Source organism: Xanthobacter variabilis (genome assembly GCF_043831965.2).
GTDB lineage: Bacteria > Pseudomonadota > Alphaproteobacteria > Rhizobiales > Xanthobacteraceae > Xanthobacter.
In genome coordinates, this window is record NZ_CM195533.1 from 2,966,839 (window position 1) to 2,981,977 (window position 15,139).

The 15,139-nt window shown below is 65.4% G+C and carries 8 protein-coding genes; 5 read left to right on the plus strand and 3 right to left on the minus strand.

Going from position 1 to position 15,139, the window contains the following annotated elements:
* Positions 1 to 354: 354 nt before the first annotated feature.
* Complete coding sequence (locus V5F26_RS12890) at positions 355 to 609, plus strand: ribbon-helix-helix domain-containing protein (protein WP_394059566.1); 255 nt, start codon at positions 355 to 357, stop codon at positions 607 to 609.
* A gap of 4 nt (positions 610 to 613) precedes the next feature.
* Entirely contained in the window at positions 614 to 925 is a 312-nt protein-coding gene (locus tag V5F26_RS12895; protein ID WP_394946106.1) for a type II toxin-antitoxin system RelE/ParE family toxin, read from the plus strand.
* An 84-nt stretch (positions 926 to 1,009) separates the two neighbouring features.
* On the opposite strand, the gene V5F26_RS12900 is transcribed toward V5F26_RS12895, so the two are convergent.
* Together V5F26_RS12900 and V5F26_RS12905 are read right to left on the minus strand one after the other, a co-directional pair.
* Positions 1,010 to 1,276 carry a type II toxin-antitoxin system TacA family antitoxin gene (locus tag V5F26_RS12900; RefSeq protein ID WP_394946107.1) on the minus strand — a complete coding sequence of 89 codons (267 nt, stop codon included), beginning with the start codon at positions 1,274 to 1,276 and terminating at the stop codon, positions 1,010 to 1,012.
* 817 nt (positions 1,277 to 2,093) lie between these two features.
* A complete protein-coding gene (locus tag V5F26_RS12905) occupies positions 2,094 to 4,466 on the minus strand; it encodes a sulfatase-like hydrolase/transferase (protein WP_394946108.1) in 2,373 nt (790 codons plus the stop codon).
* Between the two features lie 432 nt (positions 4,467 to 4,898).
* On the opposite strand from V5F26_RS12905, the gene V5F26_RS12910 reads away from it, so the two are divergent.
* The 3 genes from V5F26_RS12910 (at position 4,899) to V5F26_RS12920 (ending at position 8,731) form a co-directional block, all read left to right on the plus strand.
* Positions 4,899 to 6,506, plus strand: coding sequence for an FAD-dependent monooxygenase (locus tag V5F26_RS12910; protein ID WP_394946109.1), 1,608 nt, complete (start codon positions 4,899 to 4,901; stop codon positions 6,504 to 6,506).
* Positions 6,507 to 6,552: 46 nt separating this feature from the next.
* Positions 6,553 to 7,473, plus strand: coding sequence for an SMP-30/gluconolactonase/LRE family protein (locus V5F26_RS12915; RefSeq protein WP_394946110.1), 921 nt, complete (start codon positions 6,553 to 6,555; stop codon positions 7,471 to 7,473).
* Between the two features lie 112 nt (positions 7,474 to 7,585).
* Positions 7,586 to 8,731, plus strand: a complete 1,146-nt coding sequence (locus V5F26_RS12920) for a serine hydrolase domain-containing protein (RefSeq protein ID WP_394946111.1) — start codon at positions 7,586 to 7,588, stop codon at positions 8,729 to 8,731.
* A 53-nt stretch (positions 8,732 to 8,784) separates the two neighbouring features.
* Here V5F26_RS12920 and V5F26_RS12925 read toward each other — a convergent pair whose 3' ends face one another.
* Entirely contained in the window at positions 8,785 to 15,102 is a 6,318-nt protein-coding gene (locus V5F26_RS12925) for a hypothetical protein (protein ID WP_394946112.1), read from the minus strand.
* Positions 15,103 to 15,139: the final 37 nt, after the last annotated feature.

Sequence of the window (15,139 nt, forward strand, 5' to 3'; positions counted from 1 at the left end):
CTACGCCCGACCTCCATGACGCCCCGCAGACGGCAGCTTGAACAACCAAACCGCAGACGATCCACTTATCAAACGTCAAAGGCTGTTCAGACAAACCGAGCCACTTCTGTCGCGGCCGGGAGGCTGTCTATGAGCTTGGGTGAGAGCTTCTTGCGCATAGCGCGCACGATGACACCCAAGACACAGCTTTGTCAGGGTATGGGTTGAGTGTGGTTGAAAGGGTTGTCACCCCCACGCATAGCCATATCGGAGCGGGGGGGGGCTGAACGTGTGCCGCGCCAACGAACGGGGATGGGAAGTTGCGTTCGTATTCATTTTTGATTATCTTGAATACGAACAGGATGGAGGCCTTCCATGTCCCAGACGACGACCATGACGGTGCGGATCAGCGGCGCGCTGAGCGAGTTCGTAGCCTCGAACGTCGGGGAGAGCGGGGCCTATGAGAACATCAGCGAATATGTGCGCGACCTGATCCGGCGAGACAAGGAGCGGGTGGAAAACGAGGCTTTCGAGCGGCTCAAGGCGGAGCTGACGCTTGCCTTCGCGGCCCCTGAGGACAGTTACCGCCCGCTGACCGCGGCCGATGTGATCGCTCGCAATCGGCGCTGACGGAATGGCCGTGCGCATCCAGGAGGCCGCGTCGCTGCGGCTCGATGAGATTTATCGGTACACGCGGGATCGCTGGGGTGAGGCGCAAGCAGAACGCTACATCACCGACCTGTTCGCCGCCTTCGACAAAATCGAGAGCCACGCCGTGGCGTCACGACCGATCCCGGCGGAATTCGGGGTCGAGGGGTTCTACTTCCGGCATGCGCATCATTTCGTGTACTGGCGCCGGTTGTCGAATGGGGAGGTCGGCATCGTGACCATTCTGCACGAGCGGATGCATCAGATGGAGCGGTTCCGCGACGATCTCGGCGCCTGAGGCCGCCATCCCGCAATCGCCGACGGCAGGCGAGTGATATAGCAACGCCATGATCAAGCTGAAGCGGGGCCGGAGCAGCCAGGGTCATTCCCAGGGGCCTTGGTCCGCATGGTGTGCTTCAATCATTCGCTGGGAGCAGGGGGACGCGTCGAGGCGGGCCAGGAAGTTGGCATACGCATCCTCGCTGACCTGGGCCACAGTGTGATCCAGCAGCTCATTCTCCGCCGCGCGGCGGGCGGCTTCGAGGATGACGTTCGTGCGCGTCTTGCACTGAGCCTTGGCGGCCCAATCGATGAGGCTTCGATCCTCAGATTTGATGCGGATGTTAGGGGTGTACCGGGCGGCGGTCATGAGGCTTCTCCGAAGCCCTTCATACTTCAGGATGCACTGACAATGTCATTGCGCGGTTCGGAGCGAAGAAGTCCTATTCGGTTGGCGCAAATGCGTGGGTGCGCCATGGGTGCGGAGGAGCGCTTGCTTAACTGAAGCAGGAAAAGGGGAATGAAACAATCTATGTGTTGAAATGAAATGATATTTTATATTTATTAAAGCAGAGTGAAGAGTTTGATTTAGTCTGAAACTTTTCCTTGTCTATCTGAAAATCGCAGTGTCGGTGGTTCGATTCCGCCCCTGGGCACCATCCCTTCCTTAACATTTTGAAGTTTTCGCCTTTTACTCCGTGCCCCCGCACCGAGTGCTGAGTGCGGGCGATCTTTGTTCGGCAGCTGAGCGCACCGGGCGTTCCTTGTTGGCAGCTCCGGTGTAGACGTCAGCCGTCTTTCCGGTGGGCCATCCGTAAAGCACCAATAACCCACGATTCGATGCTTCAGCCGCACGCCCCGCGCCAGCCTTGTGCAGGCCATGGGCGGATCCTGGGCAGTCGTCCGCCCGGCGCACGTCGCGGTCCTGTGTTCGATGCGCTCCTTGATGAGTGGATTGCTGGTGGACGCAGGCGACCGGAACGGCTCCAGGTCGCCATGCGTCAGGGGCTTCGGGATGCGGCGGGAGCGGACCTTGATCGGTGTCCACTGGAGCGATGCTGAGCGCGGCCTTCCGGCGTGAGGACAGGCCCCACGTTGGCCTCAGCCGCGCACCGCGGATCTTGGCTCTCCCGCAGCCCAAGGTCGGCGGCTGTTGCCTTGGTTCGGGCGGGCCCGGCGGGCTAGAGTTATTTGAGATCGATCACCACCTCCTTCAGGGTGCCCTCGAAGTTGAAGGGCGCACGGTAGTCCGTGGTGACAGGCGTGCCGGTATCGGTGCCGATGTCCTGGTTCTCGGAAAGCGAGAATTTGTAGGGCGTGGTTCTGTCCACCCGCCCGCTGCCGACCGCCGCGCCATCCACATAAAGGGTTACGGCGCCGCCCTTGCCGACCTCCTTGCCGCCCTCATAGGCGAAGTCCATGCGCACGGCGTGCTCCCCCGCAGGCACCGATGTACGGCTTGATACGGAATAGATATTCACATCGATAAAGTTGTGCGCGGAGACCAGCCGGCCGTCATTCAGATAAAACGCCCATCCCCCCGTATTTCCGCCCTGGGTGAAGATCATGCCATTGGCCTTCTCCTTCACCTGCACCTGTGCGGAGACGCTGAACGACTTGTTCTTGATATCGGGGGCGGAGGATTCCGGCAGGCCCGCGAGCACCCCGTGATAGGTGAAGCTCCTGCGGTCGCCGGCCAGGTTGGGCTTGCCGGTCAGCTCAGCGCTGAACCGCTCCGCCCCGCGCCAGTCGAGGGGCAGCGCCTTGTTCGCGGAGGCCTCGGCCCACCATAGGGCGGTCATTTCCGCGAGCTTGCCGGGGTTCTGCGCGGCAATGTCCTTGCCCTGGCTGAAGTCGGTTTCCAGATTGTAGAGTTCCCATTTCGCCTTGAAGGGGTCGAAGTCGGCGCGCTCCGGCTGCCAGGGCTCGAACGAGAGGGAGGCCGCCCACCAGCCGTCCTTGTACATGCCGCGATTGGCGAACATCTCGAAATACTGGCTGGTGCGGATCTCCTTCGCTTTCGCATCCGAAAGGGTGGAGAGGAAGCTCTTGCCCTGGATGGGCGTTTGCGCGGTGCCGTTCACGCTGCGCGGCTCGGCAATGCCTGCGGCCTCGAGAATGGTGGGGGCGATGTCGATGACATGGGTGAATTGCGAGCGCACCTCGCCGCTGGCCCTGGTGTGCGCGGGCCATTTCACCACCATGGGGTTGCGCGTGCCGCCCAGGTGGCTCGCCACCTGCTTGGTCCACTGGAAGGGCGTGTCCATGGCCCAGGCCCAGCCGGCCGGAAAGTGGTTGAAGTGCAGCTCGGTGCCGATCTCGTCGATGCGGGCCAGCATCTGGTCGGCGGTCATCAGGTAGGCGTTGAAAAAGGCGTTCTCGTTGAGCGTGCCGTCGAAGCCGCCCTCGGCGGAGGCGCCATTATCGCCGACGATGTAGAGGATCAGGGTATTATCGGCATCGGGCATGCTCGCCACATAGTCGAGCACCCGGCCCACTTCCTGGTCCACCTGCTTTCCGTAGGCGGCGAAGACCTCCATCATTCGGCTATAAAGCTTCGTCTTCTTGTCATCCAGGCTGTCCCAGGCGGGTAGGCTCGCGGGTCGCGGTGTCAGGATTGTATCCTGTGGAATGACGCCAAGCTGCTTTTGCCGCTCGAAGGTCTGCTTGCGGTATTCATCCCAGCCCATGTCGAATTTGCCGGCGAATTCGCGGATCAGTTCCTTGGGGGCCTGATGCGGGGCGTGGGTCGCGGCCGGGGCGAAATAGAGGAACCAGGGCTTTGAGGGCTGGATCGCCTCGATGTTCTGCAGCCACTGAATGGCGTGGTCCGCAAGATCGACGCTGAGATAGTAGCCGGGCTTGTCCGGGGTGCCCAGTGGTGTCTGGTTTTCGAAGAGATAGGGCCGCACCTGGTTGGTGTCACCCGCCATGAAGCCGTAGAAATAGTCGAAGCCGAGGCCATTCGGCCAATGATCGAAGGGCCCGATGGCGCTCGTTTCATAGATCGGCGTATTGTGGTTCTTGCCGAACCAGGAGGTAATATAGCCATTCTGGCGCAAGATCTCCGCAACCGTCGCGGTGTCCTTGGGGATGATGCCCGTATAGCCGTCATAGCCCGTGGCAAGTTCGGTAATGACGCCGGTGCCCGAGACGTTGTGGTTGCGGCCCGTCAGCAGGGCGGCCCGGGTAGGAGAGCACAGGGCGGTGGTGTGAAAGCGGTTGTAGAACAGGCCTTGCTGCGCCAACTGGTCCAGCGAGGGGGAGGGGACGGCGCCGCCGGAGACGGAGAATTGGCCAAAGCCCACGTCATCCAGAAGGATCACCAGAACGTTGGGTGCGCCCTTGGGGGCGGTGATCGGGGCCGGAAAGGTGGCCGGATCGGAATCCTTGAAGGTGGTGCCGACGGCGCCCCTGAACTTCTGTTCGGCATAGGGCAGAACCACCTGCCCGTCGCGCGCGGCCAGGGGCGTGGCTGCGGGTTGCGCCACGCCGGGCGCGGACTGTAGCACCAGCAGCGATGCCACGGCAAAGGTGAGGGTAAGTCCTTTGTGAGCCATCGGTGAAGCTCCTTCCCGAACGGGGGATAGCCGGACGGCGGTATTGAGCGTCTCTGTTCACCTGGTGATGGGCTTCCATCGCCTTGAGTAAAGCACAGCGCACGGCCCTTCACCATGGGGCAGCGGCAGACTGCCGGTGATGTCAGAGACTTAGCCAGCTCCCGATACCCGCCTTCACCTGCCGTCCCGCACCCTTGTCCCGACATTGGCGGGTCGGGGCGTCGCCGATCCGCCGGAAAGGGGCCGCACCCGCTGCGTGAGGTGCCCCCCGCCGGGCGACGGCGTCGGCCGGACACGGGGTGCGAGTGCCCGAATGGGCGCCAACCCCAGAGGTTGGGGGCCTGCCTGTCGGTGGAGGTATAAACGGCGGGAATACGCTTTCTGGCCGGTGAAAGCTGAGGCGCGGCCCTTGAGATTGTCCGGCGTTTGAGGATGATGACGCCTCTTCTTGAGGGCTGGGTCATGGCTGCAGAGGTGAGTGTTCTCGTCGTGGGGGGCGGGCCGACGGGGCTGCTGCTGGCGGCAGAGCTGTTGCGCCGCGGCGTCGACACCCTCCTCATCGATGCCCATGACGCGCCGCTGGCCTGGGACCGGGCGACCGTGGTGCACCCGCGCTCCATCGAGATCTTCGATGCGCTCGGCATTGCAGAGCCGCTGCTGAAGGCGGGCGTGCGCCAGCGGCTGTGCCGCATTCATTCCAATGGAAGCGCTTTGGGCGAGATCGACCTTTCGCTCAGCGGTAGCCGCTATCCATTTAACCTCGGGGTTTCCGAGGAGGTGACCGAGGCGGTTTTGACCGACTACCTGTCGCTGCTTGGCGGCACGGTGACGCGCTCGACCCGGCTGGTGGATCTGGAGGAGCGCGCCGACGGCGTTCTGGCGACCCTCGAAACAGAAGGGCAGGAAAGCCAGGTTGTCGCGCGCTGGGTCGTTGGCTGTGATGGACATCGCAGCACCGTCCGCCGGCTGGCGGGCATCGGGCAGGATGGCCATGAGATCGAGGAGCCGTGGGCGGTCTTCGACGCCAAGGTGAGCGGCTGGCCCTATTCCCATGAAGGCAACTTCGCCTATCTGGAGGATACGCCGATCATCCTCACGGCTCTGCCCGATGAGCGCTGGCGCATCTATCTGCGGCCGAGCGCGGAGGATTCCGACCTTGTGGCCGATGCGGCGGCGACCCTTGCGGCTTATCTGCCTGAGGCCGCCTTTGTGGAGGTGGCCAATCCCACGCGCTTTCAGTGCCATACCAGGGTCGCCCAGAAGTACCGCGCCGGCCGCCTGCTGCTCGCGGGGGATGCGGCGCACACCTGCAGCCCGGTGCAGGGCCATGGCATGAATAGCGGCCTGCAGGATGCCTTCAACCTGGGTTGGAAGCTTGCCTTGGTGGCCCGCGGCGATCACGCCGAGGCGCTGCTCGACACCTATGAGGCGGAGCGCCGCCCCGTGGCACAGATGATCACCGCTTCCGGCGACGAGGCGGACCGCGCCCAGCTGCTGACGGACCCTGCGGCACGTGAGGCGCGCGATGCCTTCATCCGTAACATTTTCGCCAATCCCGACACGCGCCACCATGAGGCCGTTGCGGAGGCGGAGCTTGATATTGATTACTCGGCTTCGCCCATCGTGCTCGGTGCCCCGAGCGAGGCTCTGGCGGCAGGCCGGCGATGGCCGGATCATCTTGAGGTGCGCCTCTCCGAGGGGGCGTCCCACGGCCTGAACGTGCTGGCCAACCGGGCCGGGCACACGACCGTGCTGGTGGGCAACGCCGCCGTCGCGCCCCATGAGCTGAGCGCGCATCACCGCGCCATTTCGCCCGATGAGGCCGGGCCGATCTTCGAGGCGAGCTTCATGCTCACGCCTCACGGCCCCACGCAGCAGGGGCATGGCGGCATCGATACCGCTGCGACGGATCATCTGGGCGTCAGCGGCGTGACGCTGTTCGTCATCCGGCCGGACGGCTATCTGGGGCTTCGCGCCGATGACGGGCATGCCGAAGCCCTTGCGGCCTATGCCAGCCGCCTCGCCTCCGGCGGCGTGTGATCCTCGCTTTCCCGGCGGCCGCCGCCTCGCCGCGAAGGATGATGGCATGAGCGAGTTCGAGGTCCATGATCCGCGCTTCGGCCGGCTTTTCATTCCGACCGCCTTGCTGGAGCAATTGTGGACAGGGGCGCGGTGGGTGGAGGGCCCGGCCTATTTTCCCGCCGGCCGCTATCTGCTCTTCTCGGACATTCCCAATAACCGCATGCTGCGGTACGACGAAACCAATGGCGTTGTCTCCGCCTTTCGCGAGCCATCCGAAAACAGCAACGGCAATGCGGTTGATCTGGAAGGGCGGCTGGTCACATGCGAGCATCGCACCCGGCGCATCACCCGCACCGGGCATGACGGCGCCATTCGGCCCCTCGCCACCCATGTCGAGGGCAAGCGCCTGAATTCGCCGAACGATGTGGTCGTGAAGTCCGATGGCAGCATCTGGTTCAGCGATCCCACTTACGGCATCGACAGCGAGTATGAGGGCGATGCGGCCGTTTCGGAGCTGGGCCGGCAATGCGTCTACCGCCTTGATCCGCATTCCGGCGACCTGAGCGCGGTAGTCACGGACTGCGTTCAGCCCAATGGGCTCGCCTTTTCGCCCGATGAACGCATCCTCTATGTGAGCGATTCCGGCGCCAGCCACGTGCCGACGCACCCGCGCGCCATCGTCGCCTACGATGTCGCGCCGGATGCGGCCCTGTCCAATCCCCGCCTGTTCGCGTGCCTGCAGGATGGCTATTTCGACGGCCTGCGCTGCGACGTGCTCGGCAATGTCTGGACCTCGGCTTTCCGCGCCGTGCATTGCTACGCGCCGGACGGCACCCTTCTGGGCTCCCTGCCCATGCCGGAGCGGGTCTCGAACCTGTGTTTTGGCGGGCTCAAGCGAAACCGCCTCTTCATCACCGCCCAGACCTCGCTCTATGCGATCTATGTGAATACCCAGGGCGCAGCGCGACCCAGTCCGCAGAGCTGACGGGGTGGCTTCGCGGCCGTCCAGTTTTGTCGGTGAATTCCACTTGAGCGATGGCGTTGCAGCGCTTTCGCATGGTCTTCGGTGTCTTTTCGTCATCAGGAGTGCGCACGTCATGATTGGCCGATCCGCTCTGCTTTCCGCCTGCGCCATGGCGCTGCTTTTCGCCACCGGGCCTGCTCCCGCCCGCGCCCAGGCGGCTGGAGCGGCGGCCCCGGGCGCTTCCGCATCCCAGCCCCTGGCGATCGCATGGAGCAAGATTGCCGGGCAATTGGAGGATATGCGCGCCAGATACGGCGTCACCGCCCTCATCGTGGGCGTGGGGATTGCCGATGCGCCCCCACTCGTTGCGGTGGCCGGCACCTCCATCACCGGAGTTCCCGCGCGTGGGGACATGCACTTTCGCATCGGCGCCGTGGCCATTGCCGCGCAGACCACAATTCTGATGCAGCTGGTGGACGAAGGGCGGGTGAAGCTCGACGACACCATCGACGAATGGCTGCCCGATTATCCTGAGGCGCGCAAAGTCACCCTGCGCATGCTGGCCGATAGCACCTCCGGCTATGCGGATTACGAATCCGACCCCGGCTTTGTGCAGGCCTTTGAAAGCGATGTGTTTCGTGCGTGGCCCACGGACGAACTGCTGAAGATCGCCTTTGCCCGCGGCATGGTGTTCGAGCCGGGCACGGGCTTCCAATACGCCCACACCAACTTCATCGTGCTGGCGCAGGCGCTCGCCAAGGCGACGGGCACGCCTTATCCGGCCCTGCTGCACCAACGCATCATTGATCGGCTGGGCCTGAAGCAGACCCGCATTTGGACCACTGCCGAACTCCCCGCCCCGCCCTTGCACGGCTTCACCAAAGAACGTGGGGTTTTCGAGGACGCCACCTATTGGAGCCCGTCCTGGACGTCCTTCACCGGGCCTCTCAATGCCGATATGGGCGACACGGTCCGCCTCATGCGGGCTCTGGGCAGGGGCGAGACGATCTCGAAGGAAAGCCTGCGCCTGATGCTGACGCCGGCCACCCTCGGCAAGGGCATCAACACGCCCGAGCACGCCTTCAGTCTTGGCATGGAGATCTTGCCGCCGTGGGTGAAGAAGACGTTCTTCTTCGGCGGTTATGCGGGCGTCGCGGGCTACAAGAACGCCCAGGATCTCACCCTTGTGGTGTTGACGACCCTGGGCAGCGAAAGCGCGCCGGACAAAAATCCCTCGACCCCCATTTTCGACGAGCTGGCGGCAGCACTCGCCCATTGAGCGGCGGATGACCGCCTGGCATCGGTCCTTGGGGACCGATGCCAGGCGCGGGTTCAGAACCGGTAGCCGAGCCGGCCGGCGAAGTTCTGGTTCAGGAAGTCGTTGTCGCCGGACAGGGTGTATTCGAACCGGAAGGCGAGGCCGTTATCGGACACGAGCTCCGCGCCGAGCACGCCCTTGCCGTAGAATTCCGACCCGTTGAACGTGTTGGTGTGGCCGGCATCCCCAAGCCCCATGCCCTCGAACCACGCGGTCTGCGACCAGTCCCCGTCACTCCACAGGCTCACGCCGCCGCGGGCATAGGCGCGCAGGACGCCGAGGTCGGTATTGATGCGGCTGCCGATCTCCAGGTTGGGGCTCACCGCCACCTGGAAGTCACTGGCCGAGGCGTAGTGCAGGTTCCAGATCCCGGCGCCCACCTCATTGTAGGCGGGGGCATAGACATAGGCCGCGTCCAAGTCCGCGTAGGGCTTCAGGTAGAATGCGCCCAAGTCCGCATAATAGGCGAAGCGCAGGCGCCCGCCGAAGGTGTGGGTGTCCGGGCTCGCCATGGCGGTGGGGAACAGGCCGCTGGACGTCAGGGCCATGGCTGATGCCACCACACGCTTGGAGTCGCCCGTATTGTAGGTGTAGGTGGCCGAGGCGGCGATCTCCCAGACGTCAAGAATGCGCTTCTTGAGCACCAGGCCCACCGAATAATTGTCACTGTTGTCGCGGTAGGTGCCGTCGTCCGAGGTCAGGGTTGCCTGGCCGATGGAAAGCGCGCCGCCCACGAACCAGTTATCCTCCAGGGCTTTCTGGCCACCCACCTGGAAGGCGCCCCAGTTATTGTCGTAGCCACGGATGCCCGAGGAGTTCGTCTCCGTGTAGTGGTCGCCCACCACCTGGCTCCAGACGCAGCTTTCTTCCATCAGCTTCGCCGTCTCGCCGACGAAGACCGGGCAGGAATGCAGCGCATGGGCGAAGGCCTGCGCCCGGGCCGGCGCCTTGGCCGAGCCCACGGCGCTGCCTTCGCCGGAGAGGCTTTCCAGAGCCTTGTTATAGGCCGCCGCCGATCCGGCCGGCAGATTGGCCAGCGCCGTCATGGCCGAGCCCAGTTGCCCCGTGGTCCCCGAGGTCCAGGCGCTTTGCAGGTTGGAGGCGATGTTCTGGCTGGCGGTTGTCACCACCGAGGAGTTGGCGAAGTTGAGGCTGGTCAGCTTCACCGCCACGTCCTTGCCTTCGATCACCGTGGCGTAGCTCGCCGCGATGGTGTTGACCGGGGTCAGGTTTCCGGCGACCGCGTCATGCGCGGTGAGGATGGTCACGGAGGCGCCATCGCGCACCGCGCTCGCTGTGGGCAGGGAGGTGAGCTGCGGCGCCACCTTGCCGTCAAGCGTCGCTGCGCCGGTCACATGCAGAAGGTCCGCCGCCTGCGTGTTGAAGTCGACATCAACCTGGAGCAGGCCCGTCTTCGTCTGCACGTAGTCCGACGTATCCAGGGTCGTGGTGCCGATGACGCCGATGCCGAAGGGGTTGATGGTGCCGGCATTGGTGAAGGTGTCCCCGTCCACCACCGGACCAAGGGTGCCGCTCGGGCTGCCGTCCGCCAGCAGATCGGAGGAGATCGGCGTCCAGTAGCTGCCGCCGGTCGAGTTATTGATGATCACGTTGGCGCCGGAATAGAGCGTGCCGTTGTTCTCGAATGTATTCGCGGCGCGGCCGAGGTCGATATTGCCGGTGATCGTCCCGCTATTGACCACCGCAACCGTCGATGCGGCCTGCGACAGGAAGGCGAGGGCATAGCCGTTCTCGCCCGCAGAAACGCTGCCACCATTCACATTGATGGTGTTCTGGGCGATGCCGGAGCCGCCGCCGACCAGCGCGATGCCTGCGCCGCTGGAGCCGGAGCCACCCGCGATGGTGCCATTGGTCGTCACTGCGATGATGCCGTTGGCGGTGGTGCCGGGCGCGGTGACATTGGCGCCCGTGCTCTCCGCGAAAATCGCGATGGAGTTCACGCCCTTGGCACTGATGTCGCCGGCATAGTCGATGGTGATCTGGCCGCCATGCCGAGACTGTCCGTTGACGCCGCCACCCAGCGAGAGCAGCCCCTCGGATGAGCCCGCCGCGCCGCCGCCGCCGCCGACCGATTGGGCAAAGATGCCATGGGCGCCGCGGCCCGCGGTGGTGATGCTGGCGGTGCCGCTGTCGTTCGTGATGGTGATGTCGCCGCCATGGCCGCCATTGCCACCTTCATTATCCCAATTGCCGCCCCACTGGAGGCTCAGGCCGTCGGAAACACCGCCCACCAGGCCGCCGCCGCCGCCGATGGACTGGGCGACGATGCCCGCCGCGCCCATGCCCTTCGTATTGATCTGCAGCCCGGCCTTGAGGGTGACGTTGACGGCGCCACCGTCGCCGGCATTGCCGCCCGAGCCATCGACATGGTTGTCGATGGCCGCGATGGCGCCGCTGTCGCTGCCGCTGGTGCCGCCGCCGCCACCCACCGATTGGGCGAACACGCCGTAGGCATCCTTGCCTGCCGTGGTGATGGTGGATCCCACCGTAACGTCAACCTCTGCACCGCTGCCGCCGGCGCCGCCGCTGCCGCCGATGGTGGTGGCGATGCCCAGGCTCACGCCTGAAGAGCCCGTATTGCCGCCTGTGGCCGAGCTGCCGCCGCCATAGACCGTTGAATCAAGGACGATCTCCGGATGCGATACGGTGAGGCCGCTCGTCGGGTCGACCTCATCAACATATTGATAATATTCAAGGTTGATCTGGCTGGTGCCGCCGCCGCCGCCGATGGATTGCGCCAGGATGCCGTGGGATTGATAGCCCTTGGTGGAGATCGCGCCGGTGCTGGTCACCGTCACCTTGCCGCCATTGCCGGAGGCCCCTTCACTGCCGCCGACATCGACGGACACGACGCCGGAGGCATAGGTCCCGTCCATCGCCGAGCCGCCCGCGCCGCCGCCGCCGCCAACCGACTGGGCGAAGATGCCGGCGGAATAGTCGCCCCCGGTCGAGATGGCGGCGGTGTTGGTCACGTTCACGGTGCCGCCGCTGCCATGGGCCGGGCCGTCATCACCGCCGCTGCCGCCGACATTGATATCCAGATTGGCCAGTGCGCCGCCCGCGCCGCTGGCCGCGCCGCCGACACCTCCACCGCCGCCGACGGACTGGGCGAGAATGCCATTGGCGGAGTCGCCATGGGTGGTGACCTTGCCGTCATTCTCAACGCTGACCGCGCCGCCGTTGCCCCCCGCGCCACCGGAGCCGCCCACATTGACCTGCTGGCTGAAGGAATACTTGCTGGCGCTGCGCCCCCACAGCTTATCGGCTGACAGCGTCTTCGAGATCTTCGAGCTGTAGGCTTTCAGGATGCGGCCGACATTGGTCGTGGTCGAAAAGCTCTGCGAAGCCGAGGCAGCGCCGCCGGTGCCGCCGCCGCCGCCAACCGACTGGGCAACGATGCCGTTGCCGCCCGCCGCATGGGTTTCGATCGAGCCGCTCGCCGTGTTGGTGACCGTAACCGCGCCGCCATTGCCGGCCGCGCCGCCGGAGCCGCCCACGCCCACCTGCACGGACTCGAAGTTCGAAATGCCGACCGATTGCCCGCCGCCGCCATTGCCGCCGCCACCGCCCACCGACTGGGCGAAGATGCCGCGCGATCCTTGCACGAGGGTCGAGATGGCACCGTAGTTCGTCACGGTGACCGCGCCGCCGTCACCGCCCGAGCCGCCACGCCCGCCGACGCCCACGGTTCCGGTGAAATTGTAGCCGATCGGCAGCAGCCCCGGGATCGCGTAGGCCGCGCCGCTTCCGCCATTGCCGCCGCCGCCACCGACGGACTGGGCATAGAGGGCGTCCGAGAACTGGCCTTGGGTGCTCAGGGCGGCCGTGTTCACCACACCGACCTGGCCGCCCACGCCGCCGGACCCGCCTTTTCCACCGATTGCGACACTCACGCTGGCGGAATAGGCACCATTGACCGCCGCCGAGAGCGCAGTGGCGTTGCCGCCATTGCCGCCGCCGCCGCCGATGGATTCCGCGAGCAGGGCAGGGGACATGTCGCCCACGGTCGAGATCTTGGCGTAGTTGTTGACGGTCACGGTGCCGCCGTCGCCGCCGTTGCCGCCGCTGCCGCCAATGTCCACGGCTGCGGAGATGGAGGGCACGGGGGCGTAGGTGAAGTCGCCGAGCGCGACGCTCACTCCGGTGGCCGAGCCACCGGTGCCGCCGCCGCCGCCCACCGACTGGACGAAGACCCCGACGGTGTTTTCATCCAGCGCCGTGATCTCGCTGATGTTGTTGACGGTCACCGCCCCGCCGTCGCCGCCGCTGCCGCCGCTGCCGCCCAGCGCGAACTGAAAGGAATAGCCCTGGTAGTCCAGCCCCGCGACCGGCACTCCGAGGGCAACGCCTGTCGTGCTGCCGCCATCACCGCCGCCACCGCCGATGGACGAGGCATAAATGCCGTAGGAGTCATGCTCGTGAAGGGTGATCTTCCCCGTAACAGCCGGAGCCGCTTCTGTGGACAGGTCCACCGCGCTGGTCGGATTGATGGTGACCGCGCCGCCCTTTCCGCCGTCGCCGCCATTTCCGCCGATCGAGACGCTGGCGAACAGGCTCTCGCTGTAGGAGCCGCCGCCATTTCCACCGCCGCCGCCGATGGATTGCGCCTGGATGGCGATGGAGTTCGACCCCTCGATTTCAATTTTCCCTGTGTTGGAGACAGTCACGTCGCCGCCATCTCCACCGCCGCCGGCGTGTCCGCCCAGCGAGAACGGGCCGAGCAGGGTGACCGCCGTGCCGCCCGCGCCGCCGCTGGTCGAGCTGCCCTGGATCATGTTCGCCTGCGCCACCTCGCCCAGGAGGATGCCGCCGCCGCCGCCGATGCTGAGGGCGGCGATGCCAGCCGCGCCGGTGCCGGAAGTGGTGATGGAGCCGGCATTGTCCACCGTGACGGACCCGCCATTGCCTGCATTGCCGCCATCGCCGCCGATGGAGATGGCAAGGGATTCCGCATCGCCCGCATTGCCGCCCGTACCGGCAATGGATTGGGCGATGATGCCGTAGGAGCCGGAACCCGAGGTCGTGATGGTGCCGCTGGCCGAATTGGTGACGGTGAGCGTGCCGCCATCCCCGCCTACACCGCCGCTGCCCGCGACCGAATAGATGACACCATAGGAGGTGGTGCCGTCGCCGCCGCTGCTGCCCCCCGCCTGGGCCACGATGCCGTGGGCGCCATTGCCCTGTGTCTTGATGGTCCCGTCATTGAGAACGGTGACCCATCCGCCGCCAATGGCCGTGCCGCCGGGAATTGCGGAATTGCCACCCAGGCCGGCGCTGCCGGCGGGCGCGTCGTTCGCCTCGGCCAGGATGCCGACGGAGAAATCCCCCTGGGTGTTGATGGACGAATGGTGGCCAAGGGTGACCGTTACCGTGCCACCGCCGCCACTGTCGCCGCCGAGGCCCGATATGCCGAGGGTGTCGTCCTGCGTATAGCCGCCATTGCCGCCGGCGCCGCCATCGGCGATGGCGTGGATGCCGGCGGACTGATCGCTGATGGTGAGGATCGACACCTTGTCGGCGTGAACGGTCACGGTGCCGGCATAGCCGCCATTGCCGCCCCAGCTGCCATAATCGCCTTCCGAACTCTGGTCGCCTTGGCCCGCCGCGCCGCCGCTGGCGCTGACATAAACGGCGGCCAGGCTGGCCGGCGCGTCACTGTTCTGGTGGACGAGGGAGGGTGATCCGTCCGGCCCGGCCGAGAGGGTGACGGTCACGGTGCCTCCGGCGCCGCCTGTTCCGGCCGAATAGGGCATCAGCGAGTCGGAACTATAGAGCGAGCTGAAGTTCGCGGCATTGCCGCCGCTGCCGCCATCGGCCGTGATGGAGATGATGCCCAGCGCGCCCGCGCCGCCGGAGCTGAACAGGTTGGCGCTGCTCGTCACCGTGACGTTACCCGCGCCGCCGCCATTTTGGCCGTTGAAGGTTCCCGCCTCGGCCAGGTCATGCCAGGTGGCGTTGCCGCCGTTTCCGCCTTTGGCGGAAATCGCGATAACGTTTCCGCTTGCGTCGGAATCGATGGTGCCCGTCGCCGTCGCCGAAACCGCGCCCGCGCCGCCGCCCGGGGTTGGGGCCTCGTCGGATTCGAAGACGTGGAACACGGAATCGGTCCCGTTCCCGCCGTCGGTCACGACATTGATGGGCGTATTCACGCCATTGTTCGCAACCACCTGCTGGGCTGCCGCCGTTCCCACATTGGCGGCCATCATCAGCGCGGATAAGCTGAGCAAACTTAAGGTGTTGTAGGACGTGCTTCCGGAAAGCGCGCTGCGTCTGGCCTTGGCCGTGCTCGGATGCTGGCGGCTGAAGATCATGATCACGTCCCCAAGATCAAAATGAACAGTCGAAACC

Bases quoted from the DNA above. Each gene is read 5' to 3' on its own strand.
- V5F26_RS12890 (WP_394059566.1), top strand. From the start codon at position 355: ATGTCCCAGACGACGACCATGACGGTGCGGATCAGCGGCGCGCTGAGC.
- V5F26_RS12895 (WP_394946106.1), top strand. From the start codon at position 614: ATGGCCGTGCGCATCCAGGAGGCCGCGTCGCTGCGGCTCGATGAGATT.
- V5F26_RS12900 (WP_394946107.1), bottom strand. From the start codon at position 1,276: ATGACCGCCGCCCGGTACACCCCTAACATCCGCATCAAATCTGAGGAT.
- V5F26_RS12905 (WP_394946108.1), bottom strand. From the start codon at position 4,466: ATGGCTCACAAAGGACTTACCCTCACCTTTGCCGTGGCATCGCTGCTG.
- V5F26_RS12910 (WP_394946109.1), top strand. From the start codon at position 4,899: ATGATGACGCCTCTTCTTGAGGGCTGGGTCATGGCTGCAGAGGTGAGT.
- V5F26_RS12915 (WP_394946110.1), top strand. From the start codon at position 6,553: ATGAGCGAGTTCGAGGTCCATGATCCGCGCTTCGGCCGGCTTTTCATT.
- V5F26_RS12920 (WP_394946111.1), top strand. From the start codon at position 7,586: ATGATTGGCCGATCCGCTCTGCTTTCCGCCTGCGCCATGGCGCTGCTT.
- V5F26_RS12925 (WP_394946112.1), bottom strand. From the start codon at position 15,102: ATGATCTTCAGCCGCCAGCATCCGAGCACGGCCAAGGCCAGACGCAGC.